At 54.7% G+C, this 18,329-nt stretch carries 20 protein-coding genes; 3 read left to right on the top strand and 17 right to left on the bottom strand.

The genetic code is table 11. From position 1 onward, the window contains the following. Both tmk and mltG read right to left on the bottom strand, forming a co-directional pair. A partial coding sequence (gene tmk, locus ACTIKR_RS11810) for a dTMP kinase (protein ID WP_442327927.1) occupies window positions 1-626 on the bottom strand: 626 nt, incomplete at its 3' end. Next, complete coding sequence (mltG, locus tag ACTIKR_RS11805) at window positions 623-1,636, bottom strand: endolytic transglycosylase MltG (protein WP_442327926.1); 1,014 nt, start codon at window positions 1,634-1,636, stop codon at window positions 623-625. The genes tmk and mltG, both read right to left, overlap by 4 nt. A gap of 218 nt (window positions 1,637-1,854) precedes the next feature. Here mltG and ygfZ point away from each other — a divergent pair, with 218 nt between their 5' ends. Continuing rightward, window positions 1,855-2,829, top strand: a complete 975-nt coding sequence (ygfZ, locus tag ACTIKR_RS11800; protein WP_442327925.1) for a CAF17-like 4Fe-4S cluster assembly/insertion protein YgfZ — start codon at window positions 1,855-1,857, stop codon at window positions 2,827-2,829. On the opposite strand, the gene ACTIKR_RS11795 is transcribed toward ygfZ, so the two are convergent. The 3 genes from ACTIKR_RS11795 to ACTIKR_RS11785 form a co-directional block, all read right to left on the bottom strand. Further along, window positions 2,803-3,957, bottom strand: a complete 1,155-nt coding sequence (locus tag ACTIKR_RS11795; protein WP_442327924.1) for an enoyl-CoA hydratase/isomerase family protein — start codon at window positions 3,955-3,957, stop codon at window positions 2,803-2,805. The genes ygfZ and ACTIKR_RS11795 overlap by 27 nt on opposite strands. A 130-nt stretch (window positions 3,958-4,087) precedes the next feature. Beyond that, complete coding sequence (locus tag ACTIKR_RS11790; protein WP_442327923.1) at window positions 4,088-4,474, bottom strand: RnfH family protein; 387 nt, start codon at window positions 4,472-4,474, stop codon at window positions 4,088-4,090. Beyond that, a complete protein-coding gene (locus ACTIKR_RS11785; RefSeq protein WP_128394208.1) occupies window positions 4,467-4,901 on the bottom strand; it encodes a type II toxin-antitoxin system RatA family toxin in 435 nt (144 codons plus the stop codon). Before ACTIKR_RS11785 ends, ACTIKR_RS11790 begins: the two co-directional genes overlap by 8 nt. Before the next feature lie 167 nt (window positions 4,902-5,068). Here ACTIKR_RS11785 and smpB point away from each other — a divergent pair, with 167 nt between their 5' ends. Then, window positions 5,069-5,530 carry an SsrA-binding protein SmpB gene (smpB, locus tag ACTIKR_RS11780; protein WP_442327922.1) on the top strand — a complete coding sequence of 154 codons (462 nt, stop codon included), beginning with the start codon at window positions 5,069-5,071 and terminating at the stop codon, window positions 5,528-5,530. Between the two features lie 135 nt (window positions 5,531-5,665). Here smpB and ACTIKR_RS11775 read toward each other — a convergent pair whose 3' ends face one another. The 4 genes from ACTIKR_RS11775 to ppsA all read right to left on the bottom strand — a co-directional run bounded on the left by ACTIKR_RS11775 (window position 5,666) and on the right by ppsA (window position 10,176). Further along, window positions 5,666-6,631 carry an SPFH domain-containing protein gene (locus ACTIKR_RS11775; RefSeq protein ID WP_442327921.1) on the bottom strand — a complete coding sequence of 322 codons (966 nt, stop codon included), beginning with the start codon at window positions 6,629-6,631 and terminating at the stop codon, window positions 5,666-5,668. A gap of 15 nt (window positions 6,632-6,646) precedes the next feature. Beyond that, window positions 6,647-7,099 carry an NfeD family protein gene (locus ACTIKR_RS11770; protein ID WP_442327920.1) on the bottom strand — a complete coding sequence of 151 codons (453 nt, stop codon included), beginning with the start codon at window positions 7,097-7,099 and terminating at the stop codon, window positions 6,647-6,649. 91 nt (window positions 7,100-7,190) lie between these two features. After that, window positions 7,191-7,520 (bottom strand): FKBP-type peptidyl-prolyl cis-trans isomerase, encoded by a 330-nt coding sequence (locus tag ACTIKR_RS11765; RefSeq protein WP_128394212.1) that lies wholly within the window; start codon window positions 7,518-7,520, stop codon window positions 7,191-7,193. Window positions 7,521-7,809: 289 nt separating this feature from the next. After that, window positions 7,810-10,176, bottom strand: a complete 2,367-nt coding sequence (gene ppsA, locus ACTIKR_RS11760) for a phosphoenolpyruvate synthase (protein WP_442327919.1) — start codon at window positions 10,174-10,176, stop codon at window positions 7,810-7,812. A 144-nt stretch (window positions 10,177-10,320) separates the two neighbouring features. Between ppsA and ppsR the strand changes: the two genes are divergently transcribed. Next, window positions 10,321-11,166 (top strand): posphoenolpyruvate synthetase regulatory kinase/phosphorylase PpsR, encoded by an 846-nt coding sequence (gene ppsR, locus ACTIKR_RS11755; protein WP_193086870.1) that lies wholly within the window; start codon window positions 10,321-10,323, stop codon window positions 11,164-11,166. A 34-nt stretch (window positions 11,167-11,200) separates the two neighbouring features. Here the strand turns inward: ppsR and ACTIKR_RS11750 are convergent, their stop codons facing one another. The 8 genes from ACTIKR_RS11750 to ACTIKR_RS11715 form a co-directional block, all read right to left on the bottom strand. After that, window positions 11,201-11,974, bottom strand: coding sequence for a TrmH family RNA methyltransferase (locus tag ACTIKR_RS11750; RefSeq protein WP_442327918.1), 774 nt, complete (start codon window positions 11,972-11,974; stop codon window positions 11,201-11,203). A 75-nt stretch (window positions 11,975-12,049) separates the two neighbouring features. After that, a complete protein-coding gene (locus tag ACTIKR_RS11745) occupies window positions 12,050-13,123 on the bottom strand; it encodes a fatty acid desaturase (protein ID WP_442327917.1) in 1,074 nt (357 codons plus the stop codon). Window positions 13,124-13,337: 214 nt separating this feature from the next. Then, window positions 13,338-13,949, bottom strand: coding sequence for a ribonuclease HII (gene rnhB, locus ACTIKR_RS11740; RefSeq protein ID WP_442327916.1), 612 nt, complete (start codon window positions 13,947-13,949; stop codon window positions 13,338-13,340). Between the two features lie 25 nt (window positions 13,950-13,974). Continuing rightward, window positions 13,975-15,144, bottom strand: a complete 1,170-nt coding sequence (lpxB, locus tag ACTIKR_RS11735; RefSeq protein ID WP_442327915.1) for a lipid-A-disaccharide synthase — start codon at window positions 15,142-15,144, stop codon at window positions 13,975-13,977. Further along, on the bottom strand, window positions 15,141-15,935 hold the full coding sequence (gene lpxA, locus ACTIKR_RS11730; RefSeq protein ID WP_442327914.1) for an acyl-ACP--UDP-N-acetylglucosamine O-acyltransferase: 795 nt from the start codon (window positions 15,933-15,935) through the stop codon (window positions 15,141-15,143). The genes lpxB and lpxA overlap by 4 nt, the downstream gene beginning before the upstream one ends. Continuing rightward, the gene (gene fabZ / locus ACTIKR_RS11725; protein WP_442327913.1) at window positions 15,932-16,390 is read right to left on the bottom strand and encodes a 3-hydroxyacyl-ACP dehydratase FabZ; all 459 of its coding nucleotides are present in this window, start codon (window positions 16,388-16,390) and stop codon (window positions 15,932-15,934) included. Before fabZ ends, lpxA begins: the two co-directional genes overlap by 4 nt. 95 nt (window positions 16,391-16,485) lie before the next feature. Then, window positions 16,486-17,577 (bottom strand): UDP-3-O-(3-hydroxymyristoyl)glucosamine N-acyltransferase, encoded by a 1,092-nt coding sequence (gene lpxD, locus ACTIKR_RS11720; protein WP_442327929.1) that lies wholly within the window; start codon window positions 17,575-17,577, stop codon window positions 16,486-16,488. After that, window positions 17,574-18,185, bottom strand: a complete 612-nt coding sequence (locus tag ACTIKR_RS11715; RefSeq protein WP_442327928.1) for an OmpH family outer membrane protein — start codon at window positions 18,183-18,185, stop codon at window positions 17,574-17,576. Before ACTIKR_RS11715 ends, lpxD begins: the two co-directional genes overlap by 4 nt. Window positions 18,186-18,329: the final 144 nt, after the last annotated feature.

Below are 18,329 nucleotides of genomic sequence, written 5' to 3'. Positions count from 1 at the left end.
CCTTGCGCGGCATGCTGCGCCAGCCTTGTCTTTAACATGTCCTGCAGTTGCTGCGTAATATCGGCTTTGGGGCGGCTGGAATCAACGATATAAAACCGCGCCGGATCGGCCTTGACTCGCGCATGATACGCTGCCCGGACGCGCTCGAAAAAACCGCTATCCTCGCGTTCGAACCGGTCTTGCTCGCGGCTATTTTCCAGTCGCTCGCGCGCCACTTCCAGTGGAACGTCAAACAGGATGGTCAGGTCCGGCTGCAATTGCTGCTGGACCCAGTCTTCTAGGATTTGAATCCGCTGCGCCGGGAAATGACGCCCGCCGCCCTGGTAAGCATAAGTCGCATCGGTGAAGCGATCGCTGATCACGATTTTTCCTGAGGTCAGGGCCGGGGCTATCACAGACAAAATATGTTCCTGCCTGGCGGCAAACATCAGCAGCGTTTCGGTTTCCATGTGCATTGACTCTTTGAGCAGCATGGCGCGCAGCGCCTCGCTGATGGGTGTACCACCCGGCTCCCGGGTCATCACGACCTGGTGCCCCAGTGACTCGCACAGCTCGCGCAAATGACCGATATGCGAACTTTTACCCGCGCCGTCCACGCCTTCGAGTGTAAGAAAAAACCCCTTCATTGTATGCCCTTCTTCAGGATATAAGTTTTGACGTTACGGTTGTGTCCGCGCAGATCTTCGGAAAACTCACTGGTGCCATCGCCCCGCGACACAAAATACAAATACTTATGCCGCTCGGGATGGACTGCCGCCTGCAGCGACAGCAAGCCCGGGCTGGCAATGGGCGTGGGTGGCAGTCCGCCGCGCGTATACGTGTTCCAGGGCGTATCGGTCGTCAAGTCGTTTCTGGTAATGACACCCCGATAGGTTTCTTTCATTCCATAGATAACGGTCGGATCCGTTTGCAGCAACATCCTTTTTTCCAGGCGGTTGATAAACACGCCCGCAACCCGGCTGCGGTCCTGCTCGTGTCCGGTTTCCTTTTCGATGATGGAAGCCAGAATCAACGCCTCATAGGGCGTTTTCAAGGGCAGCTCACTATCGCGTGCGTCCCACACCGCAGCAAGGCGTTTCTGGCCTTCGGTATAGGCGCGCCTCAGAATATCCATATCGGTGTCTCCCGGCACAAAAACATAGGTGTCCGGGAAAAACAGGCCTTCGGGGCTGTCGTAGGGCGCGCCAAGCTTTTCCAGCAGCTGGGCATCGCTCAAGTTGTCCAGCGTGTGCGTAATATTCCGATTGTTCTTCAATGTCGTGCGAATCTGCCGATAGGACCAGCCTTCGATAATCTGGAACTGACTTTTGCTGGTCTGCCCTGAGGCCATGCGGGTGAGCAGATCCACGGGCGTATCGCCCCGTTTGGCCTCATAGGCGCCCGCTTTGAGCTGCCGATCCTGGCCGGTATAGCGTGCATACATGACAAACAGATAAGGCTCGATCCGGATGCCCGCGGCAACCATGTTCTGGGCGACAGACGCTATCGTACTGCCGCGCGGCACGCTGTAATCGATGACATCGGCGCTCATGGGTGCAGGTGTTTTCGTCCAGTGCCATATCTTGCCGGCGAGACCGGCTGCCAGTAGCAAGACACAAATAAAGAACGAAAAAATAATATATTTGAACAGTTTCATGGGTGAAATAATGATCCGCCGGGCCCGACATCTACAGAGCGCCTATTGTATCAGGCACTGGCAGCTGCCAGTGCCGCCTGATACCCGGGAATCCCTGATCCCTTCATTGATTAGCAGCAAAAAACCTATTCAATACGTTACGATATCAGGCATGAGAATCTGAGCGGAACCCGATAGCATGTTGCCTGGGTTCTGCAGCAATGAAAAGGAACAATTTTATGTCCACAGCCCCTACCGGATTCACACCGGATACCCCACTACATATCACGCCGCTGCCCGACTATTGCATCCTGACGATCCGCGGCGCTGAAGCCCAGGCGTTTCTGCAGGGACAGTTCACTCAGGACGTCATGGCCGCTACTACCGAGTCGGCCCGGCTGTCCGCCTATTGCTCCGCCAAGGGCCGCATGCTGGCCAGTTTTATTTTCTGGCAGCAAGCGCAGCCGCAGGCCCCTCAGGAAAATGCGTACCAAGTGATGGTGCGCCGCGATATTGCCGACAGCTTTGCCAAGCGCTTGCGGATGTTCGTGTTGCGCGCCAAGGTCACGGTAGAAGAAACAGACATCACTCCCTACGCGTACTGGGCTGGCGATAATACGATCTCGGGCACCACACTGGCACGCCCCGAGCCGTGGCAGATTATTGCAACTGAATCAATGATGCAGCTCGGACTGCCCGGCACAGCCGGCATACAACGCGGCATTCTGATCGCAGACACTGCCATTGACACCAGCCAGGCTCAAGCAGGACAGCCCGGGCAGTGGGCGGTCCTAGATATTCTGGCTGGCCTGCCCTGGGTGGAGAAAGCCAACCAGGAAATGTTCATTCCCCAGGATCTGAACCTGGACGCTATAGGCGCAGTCAGCTTTACCAAAGGCTGCTATCCTGGCCAGGAAATTGTCGCGCGCAGCCATTACCGGGGCAAACTGAAGCGGCGGATGCTCAATGGTGTATGCGATAACCCGCCAGCCGCAACAGTGGCGCCGGGTACAGACATTACAGACAGCACGAACACGCGGGAGCCCAGTGGCCAGATCGTCAATGCCGCAACGCTGGCAGACGCCCTCTACATGCTGTTTGAAGTACGGCTTGAAGCCGCGGAGCATAATCGCCTGGTGCTGGGAGACGAAAATGGGCCGCCGATAACGCTGCTGACTATTCCATACTCACTGGACAAACCTACCCTGGCCTAAACTGGCCAGGGGATTGTCCGACGCGTTCTGCCACGGAGAAGCCAGCAATGCGTCGATGTCGGCCGGTGTGATCTGCTCGATTGTCGCCGGCTGCCATTGCGGATGTTTATCCTTGTCAATAAGCAGCGCCCGGATACCTTCCTGCAGTTGCCCGTGGGCGCAGCAATTGAGCGCGACCTTATATTCCAGTTGAAATACCTGGGCCAGTGACAGGTGAAGTGCCCGTTCCTGCAAGGTCAGGCCGAGCGCGACCGATAGCGGCGCGCCCTTGAGCATGGTCTGCGCCGCCCGCGCAAGCCAAGGGTCAGCATGATCGGCCAATGCAGCGAATGCGCGATACAGGCTGACAATGTCTCGATTGGCGCAGAGCGCGGTAAGCATGGCATAGTTCGTTTGCAGTGGGCCGGCATCCAGCGTTGCCGCTGCGCTGTGCTGCGCCAGCACGTCATGAATGCGCTGATCAAGCTGGCGCCGGTCGGCCATTTGCGTGCCATCTATGCGTTCCAGATCGGCAATGATGGCAGACCAGTCTGCATGACGAACGCAATAATCGGCCATACCGGTAAAGAGCGAATCGGCAGCATTCAAAATGGCGCCGGTTGCGGCAAGAAAGCGACCGATACGACCTGCCAGGTGATTCAGATCCCAACTGCCGCCCACATCGGGAAACAGGCCAATGGTGACTTCAGGCATGGCCAGTCGCGATGATTCGCTGACCACGCGATGTGAAGTACCGGCCATCAGCCCGATACCGCCGCCCATGACCACACCATGGCCCCAACAGATAATGGGTTTACTATAGGTATGGATCTGATAGTCCAGGCGGTATTCCACATCAAAGAATTGAGCTGCATAGGCATTATCGGCGGCCGGCTTACCGGCGTACTGCTGCATGCTGGTATACAACTGGTGCAGATCCCCGCCGGCGCAGAATGCCTTTTCCCCCGCCCCTTCAAATATAACAAATGCAATCGCAGGGTCTTGTTCCCAGATCGTCAGTTGCTCAGTCAGCAACTGGCACATTTCAAGTGACAGACTATTGAGCTTGGATGGCTGGTTCAACGTGGCAATGCCGTAGTAACCCTGGCTGGCCAACGGCTTTTCCTGAAATAAAACGGGGGCGGTCATAATGTCTCCTGTTATACCCGGTGCCGGATTGGCATCATCCGGCTGATGTTTCCATTCGCATGAAGTCTGGCAGGTCGGATGCAGATCCGGCCTTTACCTGAATGGCAATCATTATATATGCAGCCACCAGTCAATCAGATCCCTTCTTGTGGTCAGCTGGCGAGGTTTCCATGTACTCCTGCCACGCTACTTTACTTTTTTTCAAATGCTTGCGCTTGAGGATACCGGTTTTACGATGAGCAGCACGACGACGCCGCGACTCCATGGGATCGAAGGACAATTGGCGGTATAACTCCACCCGATCGCCCTGGCGAAGCACATAATCGCGCGGTTTACGCAAGCCGAACACCCCCGTATCCGCGATATCTGCTGTGGAAATATTGCATGCCTGATAGACACCCGATGCCGCGATGGCCTGCTCAATGGTGCTGGCACAGGGCAGCGTGACCGCAGACAGCCATACTTGGCCTGCCGAATGTGCATAGCAGACCGTAATGGTCATATCCTCATCAGACATAAATCTGCTCAGCCCGCTTGGTAAAGGAGTCGATAAAGCTGTTGGCGATGCGGTTAAATACCGGCCCCACCAGCATTTCAAGTGAACGGCTGTTGAATGCATAATCGAGGGCGAACTGGACTTTGCACGCATCCGGCGCCAGTGCGATAAATTCCCAGGTACCATTGAGGGCAGAGAACGGCCCATCGACCAGGTGCAGGTGAATTTTATCGGGAAAGTGATGAGTATTGCGGGTGGTGAAGGTTTGCTTGAGTCCGGCAAAACTGATCATGATCGAGGCCGTCATGCCGGCATCATCCGTTTCCAGAACCTGCGCCCCGCCGCACCATGGCATGAACTCGGGATATTTCTCCACATCAGCGACCAGCGCGAACATATCGGCAGCGGAGTATGGAAGCAGAACGGAACGATGAACAGTAGTGGACATGAATTAATTGGCAACGTAGGGTAAGTGACAAGGCAAAATACGCTTGCAGTGTAATCAACAAGCAGCACAAGCAGGTTGATTCAATTACAATTGCGTGAAATCATTGCATTTTGCGCGATTAAACAGACCCCTATTTTAACGGGTCAAATCCATTTATAAAATCAAACATGAGCATTACCAACAATCGCAAGGCAACCCACGACTATTTCATTGAAGAGCGCTTCGAGGCAGGCATCGTCCTGGAAGGCTGGGAAGTCAAGTCCATCCGGGCTGGCCGCGTGCAACTGGGCGAGAGTTATGTCATTGTGCGCGACGGCGAATTACAGTTGCTGAACATGCACGTCAGCCCGCTGGCAACCGCCTCAACGCATATCCATCCCAATGCCACCCGTACCCGTAAATTGCTGCTGCACAAGAACGAGATCGACAAACTCATTGGCAAAGTGGAAATCCGCGGCTATACGCTGGTGCCATTGAATCTGCACTTTCGCAACGGTAAAATCAAGCTGGAGTTTGGTCTGGGCAAGGGCAAAAAGCTGCACGACAAACGGGACAGTGCCCGCGACAAAGACTGGCTGCGTGAGAAGGACCGTATTATGAAACACGATACGCGCAAACGCGATTCCTGAATCCAGGCTGCACAACGGCGCAGCCCTCTTTCTGCATTAAATGGCTAAGATTGCCGCCTCCGACCGCCAGGATCAGCACGGCAAGCCAGTCAGGCGCGGAAAGACGGCGCCATTCCCGCACCGGTGCGGTGCTCTCTATCGGGTCTGCCCCGGGGTGGTCAGGCCGGCACCGCCCTGATTGCCATTCCCTGTGGCCTTGACCACCGTCATAGCAGAGGCGATCAGACCGCCCATATCCGCCAGATTGGCCGGCAGTATCAGGGTATTGCCTTCTTTGGCCACATTCGCAAACGCATCAACATAATTTTCCGCGACGCGCAGGTTAACGGCGGCCATGCCGCCAGGCTGTTCAATGGCGTGCGCCACCTGTTCGATCGCCTGGGCTGTAGCCTCTGCGATGGCAATGACCGCTGCCGCTTCACCCTGGGCCTGGTTGATCTGAGCCTGCTTCTCACCTTCAGAACGGGCGATGGCCGCTTCCCGTTCACCGGTTGCAATATTGATCTGTTCCTGCCTGCGCCCTTCTGAGGCGGCGATCAAGGCGCGTTTTTCACGCTCTGCGGTAATCTGGGCCTGCATGGCGCGCAAGATCTCATTGGGTGGCGTCAAATCCTTGATTTCGTAACGCAGCACCTTGACGCCCCAGTTGGTCGCCGCTTCATCCAGCGAGGCCACGATGGTACTGTTGATGGCATCTCGCTCTTCGAAAGTCTTGTCCAGCTCCATCCGCCCGATGACCGAGCGCAAGGTAGTTTGCGCCAGTTGCGTAATGGCCGAGATGTAATTTGACGAGCCATAGGAAGCAAGCATGGGATCGGTCACCTGGAAGTAAATAACGCCATCGACCTGTAACTGGGTATTGTCCCTGGTAATGCAGATCTGACTGGGAACATCCAGCGGTATTTCCTTGAGTGAATGCTTGTAGGCAACCCGATCGACAAAGGGAATAATGAAACGGGCGCCCGGCGATAAGGTGCGATCATATCGGCCCAACCGCTCAATAATCCACGCATTCTGCTGCGGTACGATGGCAATGGACTTGACCAGGAAGACCAGTACCAGCACAACCAGTATGGCGAGAAAGATAATCGATGTATCCATAATTTGACTCCTGAACTACGAGCTGCTTGGTGTAAGAGGGCCCGATACAGGCGTGACGACAAACACGATGCCGTCAATATCGGTAATACGATAGCTGCCGGGAACCGGCGTGCCGCTGACAGCGGGATCCAGCCGTACCTGCCACGTCGCTCCACGGTATTGAATCACTGCCGTCTTCATGGGAGACCAGTCCGTGACGTGCACAGCCTGACCGATATCCAGATTGACATCGGTATTTCGGCTGGCGTCGTGGCGCGAGCCACGTTTGACAAAGCCGCTGGATTTGAGAATAAAAAAACCTGCGATGCCCAGCACGCTGAAGGTAAGCAATTGCCAGGCAAGCTCGCCACCCAGCCAGCTCACTACTCCCGCGCCTGCTGCGGCGACCGCGACCAGCAACAGGAAAAAAGTACCTGTGAGCAGCTCAAGAATAAGCGCGATGGCTGCAACAACAAACCAGATCCACATGATCGCCTTCCTGCAGTAGATGCGTGCCACAATGGCCCGCATGCAGAAGCACAGCAGCCATCAGGTGACTGCCGTACCCCCAAAACCACTATCAATTGATACCGAGCAATTCCACTTCAAAGACCAGCGTCGCATTGGGAGGAATGACGCCGCCTGCGCCGCGCGCACCATAGCCCAGCTCAGCCGGTATGGTCAGCTTGCGAGTGCCACCCACTTTCATGCCCTGCACACCCTGATCCCAGCCTTTGATCACGTGGCCAGCGCCCAGTGGAAATGAGAATGGCTGCCCTCTGTCCTTGCTGGAATCGAATTTCTGGCCATTGTCCTTGAGCCAGCCGGTATAATGCACCGACACCTGCTGTCCGCTTTTTGCCTGTTCGCCACTTCCTTCGGTGACATCTTCAATAATAAGTTCGCTCACGTGTATCTTCCTGAATACGGGGTAAAACACCAGTGTACCGTAAGTCGCTGATGCATTCGACAAAAAGACCCGATCATAGCGGGGATTGGACTGCACAATACGGGACAGCACATCGCCAACCCGCACTCCGCCCCGCGCCAGGCACAGGATTCTGTTGAATTTCCAGCCCGATTGATGAACCACCATGACAAAACAAAACGGGCACCCTGCCCTGACCCGTGATCAGAAAAAGGTGCCCGCAAATGCCTCGGCCGCTGCCCTCCGGCAGTGAGCTGGCGCTGGCCAGCGTTTATTTGGCCAGTTTCTGCCAGGTGTCGACAACCGTATCGGGATTGAGCGACATCGTCAGAATACCCTGCTCTTTGAGCCATACAGCCAGATCCGGATGGTCACTGGGCCCCTGGCCACAAATGCCGACGTATTTATTGGCTTTCAGGCACGCCTGGATAGCCCGTTGCAGCATGAACTGCACCGCAGGATCACGCTCGTCAAAATCGGCAGCCAGCAGCTCCATGCCCGAATCGCGATCCAGCCCCAGCGTAAGCTGGGTCATGTCGTTGGAACCGATAGAGAAGCCATCGAAATATTCGAGGAACTGATCGGCCAGGATGGCATTGGATGGTACTTCGCACATCATGATGACACGCAGGCCGTTCTCACCGCGTTTCAGGCCGTTATCTGCCAGCAGGCCGATGACTTTTTCCGCCTGACTCAGCGTGCGCACGAATGGCACCATGATTTCAACGTTGGTCAACCCCATGTCATCGCGAACAAATCGCAGCGCTTCGCATTCCATACGGAAACATTCGGCAAAATCTTCAGCAATGTAGCGCGAGGCGCCACGAAAACCCAGCATCGGGTTCTCTTCCTCGGGTTCGTAGCGAGAGCCGCCCACCAGCTTGCGATACTCATTGGACTTGAAGTCGGACAGGCGCACAATAACCGGCTTGGGATAAAACGCAGCAGCGATGGTCGCAATACCTTCGGCCAGTTTTTCGACAAAGAAGGCACGTGGGCTGGCATAGCCACGGGCAGCCGACTCCACCGCTTTCTTGAGCTCCGCGTCAATGTTCGGATAGTCCAGCACCGCCTTGGGGTGCACATTGATGTTGTTGTTGATGATGAATTCCAGACGGGCCAGACCGACGCCGCCGTTGGGAATTTGGCAAAAATCAAACGCCAGTTGCGGGTTACCCACGTTCATCATGATCTTGACCGGAATCTCGGGCATCTCGCCGCGACGCACTTCTTCTACTTCGGTTTCAAGAAATCCGTCGTAAATGCGACCCTCGTCGCCTTCGGCGCATGAGACAGTGACTTCGGCGCCTTCCTTGAGGTCTTCTGTGGCCGTTGCACATCCGACAACAGCAGGAATGCCCAATTCACGGGCAATGATTGCCGCATGGCAGGTACGCCCGCCACGGTTGGTGACGATGGCTGCAGCGCGTTTCATGACGGGTTCCCAGTTCGGGTCTGTCATGTCTGTCACTAACACATCGCCGGCCTGCACCTGATCCATATCGTTGATGTCGGAGACGACACGGACCTTGCCTGAGCCGATTTTCTGGCCAATGGCGCGACCGGTAATAAGGACCTTGCCGGTTGCTTTCAATTTGTAGCGCAGCTGGACATCGTTGTCGGTCTGCTGAGATTTCACCGTTTCGGGACGAGCCTGCAGAATATAGAGTTTGCCATCGATGCCATCGCGACCCCATTCGATATCCATGGGGCGCTGGTAGTGTTTCTCGATGATGACCGCGTAACGGGCCAGCTCGATCACTTCATCGTCGGTCAGTGAGTAGCGGTTACGTTCTGAAACTGGTACCTCAACGGTGTTGACGGCATTTTCGCCAGGCTTGCGCTCCCCGTTGAACTCCATTTTGATCAGTTTTGAGCCGATGCGGCGCCCGACGATCGGATATTTTCCCGACGCCAGCGTGGTTTTGAAAACATAGAATTCGTCCGGATTGACAGCGCCCTGCACCACGGTTTCACCCAAGCCGTACGAAGAAGTGATAAATACGACGTCGTTGAAACCGGATTCGGTATCCAATGTAAACATCACACCGGCACTGCCCTTGTCGGAACGCACCATGCGCTGGATACCAGCAGACAATGCCACGTCTGCGTGCGCGTAGCCTTTGTGGACGCGATAGGAAATAGCACGGTCGTTATATAGTGACGCAAAAAAATGACGAATTTTATCCAGCACATCGTCAATACCAGCGACGTTCAGGAACGTTTCCTGCTGGCCGGCAAAGGAGGCATCGGGCAAGTCTTCTGCGGTGGCAGATGAGCGCACGGCAAACGAACCCTTGCCATCGGCATCAAGCTGCGCGTAGGATTGGCGGATCTGTTTTTCGAATTCGTCAGAGAATGGTGCTTCGGTAATCCAGCCTCGGATTTCTGCACCGGCTTGCGCCAGTTCGCGAACATCCTCAGGGTTAAGCGAGGTAAGACGATCAGCGATGCGCTTGTCCAGCCCGGAGGTCTTGAGAAAATCGCGGAAGGCATCGGCAGTGGTGGCAAAACCACCGGGCACACGAACCCCGGCATTGGCCAACTGGCTGATCATTTCCCCGAGCGAGGCATTTTTCCCGCCGACAGAGTCAACATCCGACATGCGGAGTTTCTCGAATGGAACAACATACGACATTTAAGTCACCCTTAGATTAAAATGAAAGCTTATTTGGTTAGAAAATGCACGCTTTTCTAACCAAATAAGCCTGATACTATCGGCCAGGTACAAAGTATCATGATTGTACCGTCTTTTTCTACACTCACAGGATCAAATTGGAACATGCCAGAATCACAAAAAAAACGGACGGTCTTCATCGTATCTGACGGCACGGGCATTACGGCAGAGACCTTCAGTCACTCCGTTTTGTCGCAATTTAGCGCGGATTTTGATTTCACGCTATTACGCGAGCCTTTTGTCACTTCCGAGGAAAAAGCAGCCAAGGTTGCCGAAAAAATCAACGCGGCGGCCCTGGCTGAAAATACGCCGCCGCTGCTGTTCAGCACATTGGTCAAACCCGAAATTCTGGCCGTGGTGCAGCAATCGAACTGTATTTTTCTGGATATTTTCGGCGCCTGCGTCAACCAGCTTGAAACCGCCCTGGAAACCAAATCGCGCCCGACCATTGGCCTGTCCCACTTGAGCGCCAGTTCCAAACAATATCGCAACCGTATCGAAGCCATTAATTTTACGCTTGCGCATGATGACGGGCAGTTCGTGCACGGCCTGAAGGAAGCCGACGTCATTTTGGTGGGTGTTTCACGCTGCGGCAAAACACCAACCAGTCTCTACCTTGCCATGCAATACGCCATCAAGGCAGCCAATTTTCCCTTGATTCCCGAGGATTTTGAACGCGGCGCGCTGCCCAAAACGCTTCAGCCGTATCGCAACAAGCTGTTCGGCCTGTCGATCCAGCCCGATCGCCTTTCCGAGGTACGCAACGAACGCCGCCCGGACAGCCAATACGCTTCGATCAAACAATGTTTGTATGAGGTCGCCGAAGCAGAACGCCTGATGAGACGCGAGAGCATCCAATGGCTATCGACAACGACTAAATCTATTGAGGAAATCTCTACGACGGTTATCCAGATCCTGGGGCTCAAATCCAACTCCTCGGCGACCTATTGATATCCACTGTGAAACACACGCCAGCCAGGCGCGATCAAGTTTGCATATGCTGGCGCCGTTGCTCGAATAACAGGATTGCCGCAGCAACCGCGGCGTTCAGCGACTCCACGGCATCGCTCTGTGGGATAAAAATGCACTGATCGGCATCGGCCAGAATGCCGGGGTGGACGCCCTGCCCTTCATTGCCAACGACCCACAGGCAGGCAGCTGGCAAAGCGCCTGCATACAGGCTGCGCGCGCCAGGCGCTAGCGAGGATGCCAAAACCGGCATATCCAGTCTGCTCTTGATGTCGGGAAAGTGCTGATGCTCATAAATCTCCAGCGCAAAATGGGCGCCCTGCGCACTGCGCAGCACCTTGGGAGACCAGGCGCCTACACATCCTGCCGAAAGCAATACGTCCCTGACGCCGGCGGCTGCCGCCGTTCGCAAAATAGTGCCCAGATTGCCAGGGTCCTGCAGGCGGTCAAGCCACAAGGCAGTGGTGGAAAGCCGGGTAATGGTCGCAGGGATGGGACGTGTCGCGACAAACATGATGCCTTGCGGTGTTTGCACCGTAGCAATAGCGTTAAATAGCACGTCAGCAAGCAGATATTGGCGCGCAGCGTCGTTTGCAGCAAGCAGGCGGACGATATCAGGGTGATCGACTGCAGAAGCCTGCACCAAAACCGATTCAGGCGGACCGTAGCGCTTCAGCCATTCTTCACACAGGTGCACGCCTTCAAGCAGGATGCGGGTCTTGTCCCGCCCTGCCGCTACTTTCATGCCCTGTCGGACCACTAAATTGTCTTTTGACTGAATCTGTTTCATAAAAAATATCCCTGCCTCAGCAGGGATATTAACGTATTTCTGTTGCAGACCAAATATGCTGGCCTGCGCTTTTCATTAAACGACGTCAGGCGATTTATTGCCGTCAAAATCGGTCCAGTACCTTTCCTGATAGTTATACAGTTTGCATGCCTTGACTGTGCGAAAGTACCACGACCAACTGAACATTTGAATTACGATTCGGCTTGGCAACATGTCTTCCAGCGTTTTCTGTGCTTTTTTCAGCTTGTACAACGGGATACTCATGTCAACGTGATGCGCGGTGTGTTCCATGATATGGTGCATGAGCGTGCCGAATTTGAGTCGGAACATCATGTGGACAGTGGTCGATACAAACGGCTGCGCTTTAGCCCAGACCGCGCGATTATCGTGCCACACCACACGCGTGTGCGTGTGCTGAATATAAACCACAAAGCCGATCATGTAAAACCAGAACAACAATGGAATCAGCCAGGCAAATGCCACCAGCATGAGTACCGACTGCCCGGTTGCATGTGCCGCGTAGACCACCCCACCGAGCCAGGCCAGCCCGAAAATGCTTACCAGCAGGCCGTCCCAGAAGAACACCTTGCGCTGGGTTCCCATATACCCCTTGCCAGGGAACATCATGCGGTTCCACCAGATCTCAACGATGTAATAGATGCCGGCACCAAGAGGACCGCGATAGACGCGCTCCATGAAGCGCCCCATGGGCGACAGGGCGTCATACTCTTCTTTTGTCTTCGGACACCAGACGAAATCCATTCCCTTCAGATTGGTAAAGCCGTGGTGTACCACATTGTGCCCTACATCCCAAAGACTGTAGGGCGACACTGCGGGCAGAAAGGCGATACGGCCTATCCACTTATTGAGCTTGCGATGAGGCGTCAGACTTTGATGGCAGGCATCATGTCCGATAATGAAGAGGCGACCAATCACGAAACCGGCCACCAGTGCGCAAATCAGCTTGAGCCACCATGCCGACAGAAAGATGGTGCCAGCCAGCAGGGTCAGAAGCAAAGTGTAATCAACAAACAGCAGCAGAAACGCGCGAAACGTATTCTGTTGGGAGATGGGGATCAGCCAGCTGCGTATGATTTTCCGGTGCGGCAATTCTGCATCGGGCGCAATAGGGGTAAATTTCGTTTCCATTATGTGATTTTCATGTCGGGTGTCCCCGCAAATAGGCAGTGCATATTGTACTTGTAATAGGCTTCAGCTACGTGTCAATTTAATGCAATGTTCTATTTAGTGCACGTTTCAGAAGAAAAAACCGATTTTCGATGCATTCTGAAGCCAGTTTACAGACAATAAAGGCTCAATCAAACAAGTTACACTCATGAATGTTGAGGGAATAACACTAATTTTACGCCAAAAAGCCCTCGTTTGTCTGTAACGACATAAGGGTACGGACCGGCGCAAATGTACTGCGGTGCACCGGGCACGGACCGTGGGTTTTCAGGCGCTCCAGATGCAGCGCGGTGCCATACCCTTTGTGCTGGTCAAATGCATATTGTGGATACTGCGCGTGCAATTGCAGCAGTTGCGCATCCCTGGCTGTTTTTGCCAATATGGATGCGGCAGAAATGCATGCATGCAGGGCATCGCCCTTGATCACTGCGTGGCATGGCACACCCAGCCCCTTGGGCACCTGGTTTCCGTCAATCAATACCAGTTCTGCCTGCTGTTGCTCGCAAGACACTGTCAACCCTTCGAATGCGCGTTTCATTGCCAGCATGGTTGCGCCCAGAATATTGAACTGGTCTATTTCCGCAACGCTGGCGCTCGCGATGGACCAGGCAAGGGCTTTGTCACGAATGCGCAGCGCAAGGCTGTCACGTTTGGCAGCCGTCAGGGTTTTTGAATCGGCCAGGCCGTTGATACGACGCCCGGGATCAAGAATGACCGCGGCGGCAAAGACATCCCCGGCCAACGGCCCCCTGCCCGCTTCATCGATACCGGCAGTCATGCGCGGCATAGGCAGATTGCCAAACAGAGAGAGATCAGCCGTTCGCCGTCGCAAGAATCGCCTCCGCTGCCAGTTTTGCCGTATCTCGATTGAGCTCACGATGCAACTGGCGAAATTTCGCTTCGGTTTGCTCAATATACGTCGTGTCGGTCAACGCCCGTACGCACGCTCTGGCCAGATTGGTCGGCGTGGCCGCTTCCTGCAGCAGCTCGGGCACCGCGAATTCACGCAGCAGCACGTTGGGCAGGCCGACCCACGGCAGTGAGGGGCCACCCTGCCCGGCTTTCCACTCCATCAGCCGGCGCATCAGTGGTGTGAGCACATAGGAAATAACCATGGGTCGCTGAAACAAGGCCGTTTCCAGTGTCGCCGTGCCGCTGGCAACCAGCGCGGCGTCACAGGCTTCCATAATATCCCAGGCGATGGGGTGATCAGCCACTCGACTGCGAAAACACTGCAAATTTTTCACCGGATAGCGCTGGGCAATCGCATTGAACTGCGCCTGGCGGGCTTCATTGACCAGCGGCACAATAAACCGCAGGGACGGATCGTCTTTTTGCAGCAGACTCGCCGCTTGCAGAAAACGCGGCGCCAGTTCGGCAATTTCCGAGGCACGGCTGCCCGGCAAAATGGCCAGCACCGCTCCGTCCGAGTCCATGCCCAGCCGTAGACGCGCCCGCTGTTTGTCGGGCTGTGCTGGGATCTGCGCTGCCAGCGGGTGACCGACATAGGTTACAGGCACGCCTTCCTTGCGATAGATTTCTTCCTCAAAAGGAAACAGCACCAGCATGTGGGAAACGGCAGCACGGATCTTGTGGATTCTTTCGTAACGCCATGCCCAGATGGATGGGCCTACAAAATGAACAGTAGGAATGCCGCGCTGGCGAAGATGGTGCTCAAGACGAAGATTGAAATCAGGCGCGTCTACACCAACAAAGACGTCAGGTCGCAACTTGAGCACTGAGGAACGAAAGCGCAAATGCGTCTGAATAAGCCGGGGAAGATTTTTAAGCGCATCCACGTATCCAAAAACGGACAGATCGTCCATTGGATACAGCAGTTGCATTCCCTGCTGCCGCATCTCAGGGCCGCCGATTCCGGAGACCTGCAGCCCCGGGTCGCGCGCGCGCACACCTTGTATGATCCTGGAGGCGAGCAGATCACCGGAGGGCTCGCCCGCCACCATCGACAAGACCAGGCTCATCCCCGGCTAACGCCACGCGAGGCTGTTTCGAAGAAGCTCACAAATGGATCAAGCACGCTGGCAGTATCCGGATGATCCTGCTGATAGCGAATGATTTCCTCGGCTGCATCAGCGGTGCTCAGCTTGCGCATATAAATAATTTTATAGGCGTCTTTGATGGCGTGAATCTGTTCCGCCGTGAAGCCGCGACGCTTGAGTCCTTCGGAATTGATACCGGCAGGCCGATAGGGTTGGCCAGCCCCCAGAATATAAGGGGGAATATCCTGGCGAATTGCGCTCATGCCGCCTGTCATGGAGTGGGCACCGATATGAATGTATTGATGTGCGGCGGAGCTGCCGCCAACAATGGCCCAGTCGTCAATATGAATGTGGCCGGCCAGTTGTACGCAATTGGCCAGAATGGTGTGACTGCCGATCTGGCAATCATGGGCGATATGTACGTACGCCATGATCCAGTTATCATCACCCAGGCGTGTGGTACCCACATCTTGTGTCGTGCCGGTGTTGATAGTCACAAACTCGCGAATGGTATTGCAGTCGCCGATTTCCAGCGACGTTTTTTCGCCAGAGTATTTTTTGTCCTGCGGGTTGCCACCGATCGAACAAAAACGGTAGAACACGTTGTTTTTGCCGATTGTCGTCAAGCCATCGATGACGCAATGTTCGCCAACAACGCTGCCTTCACCGATCGTGACATTGCCATGGATGACGGAATAGGCACCCACCCTCACGGATGGATGCAGCTTTGCGCCATCATGAATAATGGCGGTGGAATCAATAAGTTTGGTCATTGCTCGTCCAGATCACGAATCGCGCACATAATCGCAGCTTCAGCTACAACTGCCCCGTCTACGGTGGCACGTGCACTGTATTTACAGATGACTTTGCTGACACGATCAGCAGTAACTTCCAGCTGAAGCTGGTCTCCCGGAACTACCGGCTTGCGAAAGCGCGCCCCATCTACACCCACCAAATAGTAGGCCTTGCGCGAGATATCCTGTTTGCAGGAGCCATCTTCCTCTGCGAAAGAAAATATCGCCGCAGCCTGAGCCAGCGCTTCAATGATCAGCACCCCGGGCATGACAGGTCTGCCGGGAAAGTGCCCGTTGAAAAACGGCTCATTGATGGTCACATTCTTGATGGCAATAATGCTTTTGCCAGGTACCATTTCCAGGACTCTGTCTACAAGCAGCATCGGATAGCGATGTGGAAGCCGCGCCATAATGCTTTGAATATCTACTTGCATGAATAATCCTGTAATTAAAATCTATGGTTATAGGGATGGGGGTATTTTAGACAATTTCGCCGGAAAATAGCGAGCCTTCGGCAACGAACGGGATATTATGCCTTTTCCAGATCGCGCAGGCGACGACGCAATTGTGCAAGCTGCAGCAGGACCGCTGCATTTTTCTGCCACACGGTATGCTCAGCCAACGGAAATACGCCGGTATAGCGCCCGGGCTTGCTGATGTCGGACATAACACTGGTTGCGCCGGATATGTGCACATCATCGCCCAGCGTAATATGTCCCGAGAGCATGGCCGCGCCGGCAATGGTGCAGCGCTTGCCGATGGTCGTGGAGCCTGCGATACCCACGCAGCCGGCCATAGCCGTATGATCGCCAATCTGCACGTTGTGCCCGATCATGATTTGATTATCCAGCTTCACGTCATTGCCGATGCTGGTGTCGTCCAGCGCGCCGCGGTCGATCGTGGTATTGGCGCCAATTTCAACATCGTTGCCAAGAACGACGCCACCAAATTGGACGATTTTGGACCAGCCACCCGGCTCGCGCGTTGCGTCCGGCGCAAAACCGAAACCATCAGCGCCCAATACCGCACCACTGTGGACAATGCAGCGCTCGCCCAGGCGGACATCGGCATAAAACGTCACACGGGCGTGCAACAGACTATCTGCGCCGATATGGCTATCACGGCCAATGACGCAGGCGGGACCGATGGTGACGCCATCGCCGATTTGTACGTTTTCTTCGATGACCACATGAGGGCCGATGGCAACATTATTGCCAATGCTGGCGCTTTCATGGATGACGGCCGTTGGATGGATGGTGCGCGACAGCCGTGCCAGGCGCTGTTTCTCAAACCATTGGCTCAGGCGAGAATACAGCAGGTACGGGTCTTCGCAACATACCACCAGGTACGGCGTTTGCGATGGGAGGTGTTCGAGCGCCCGTCCAGGAAGCATGACCGCTGCGGCCTTTGTGGTAGCCAGTTGCTCGAAGAACTTGGGATTGGAAAGAAAGCTGATGGATTGCGCAGTCGCATGCGTCAGGGATGCGATGCCAGTGATGACCGGCATCGCCCTGCTTTGTGGATTTTTTATTTCCCACTCCAGACCCTGTGTATCGGCTGCGCTAAGCAGGCGGTCCAGCGTTACCGCGTGAACAGTCTCAGGATCCTGCGCCATGTTTATTTACCGTTGTCGAGAGCTTTGATAACAGTATCGGTAATATCAATACGTGGACTGACGGTTACCGCATCCTGCACAATCAGATCGTAATTCTGTTTTTCAGCAATGTTTTTGATCGCTGCGTTTGCCTTCTCGACAATGCCGGAGAATGCTTCGTTACGGCGACGATTGAAGTCTTCCTGGAATTCACGACGCTTGCGCTGCAGGTCGGTATCAAGATCGGACAGTTCGCGCTGAGCCTTGGTCCGATCTGAATCGGACATGACGGGCGCATTCTTGTCGAAACTTTCGTATTTGGTGCGCAGCGTGCTCGCCAGCTTCTGAAGTTCAGAGTCGCGTTTTTTGAACTCGCCTTCGATTTTAGTCTGGGCGTCTTTTGCGGGCGCTGAATCACGCAGGATTTTTTCCGTATTGACGAAACCGATTTTGATATTGGAAACCGGAGCACTTTCAGCCGCGGCTGATGCTGCATTCGCCGGTTTTTTGTCTGCAGCTTTGCCGGCAGTTTGTGCAAATGCAACAGAAGATGCAGAAACGCCGAGCACAGTAGCCACAAGCAACTGGTTAATTGTGCGTTTGTTGAACTTCGTATGTGCCAAGCTAAAACTCATATACATTAACCTTCAGAGAAAAAATTGATTATAGCGTTAAAAAGCAGGCGATGACGTCTGTCGCCCGCTTAGGGCGACTGCAGACGTGTTACAACAGACTACTTACGGCAAAAGAATCAAAATGACGTACCAATCTGGAATTGG

Origin of the sequence: Advenella sp., assembly GCF_052108595.1 — a bacterium.
Taxonomy (GTDB): Bacteria; Pseudomonadota; Gammaproteobacteria; order Burkholderiales; family Burkholderiaceae_B; genus Advenella.
The sequence above is the reverse complement of the archived record's forward strand: the minus strand, read 5'-3'. Positions and strand labels throughout refer to the sequence as shown.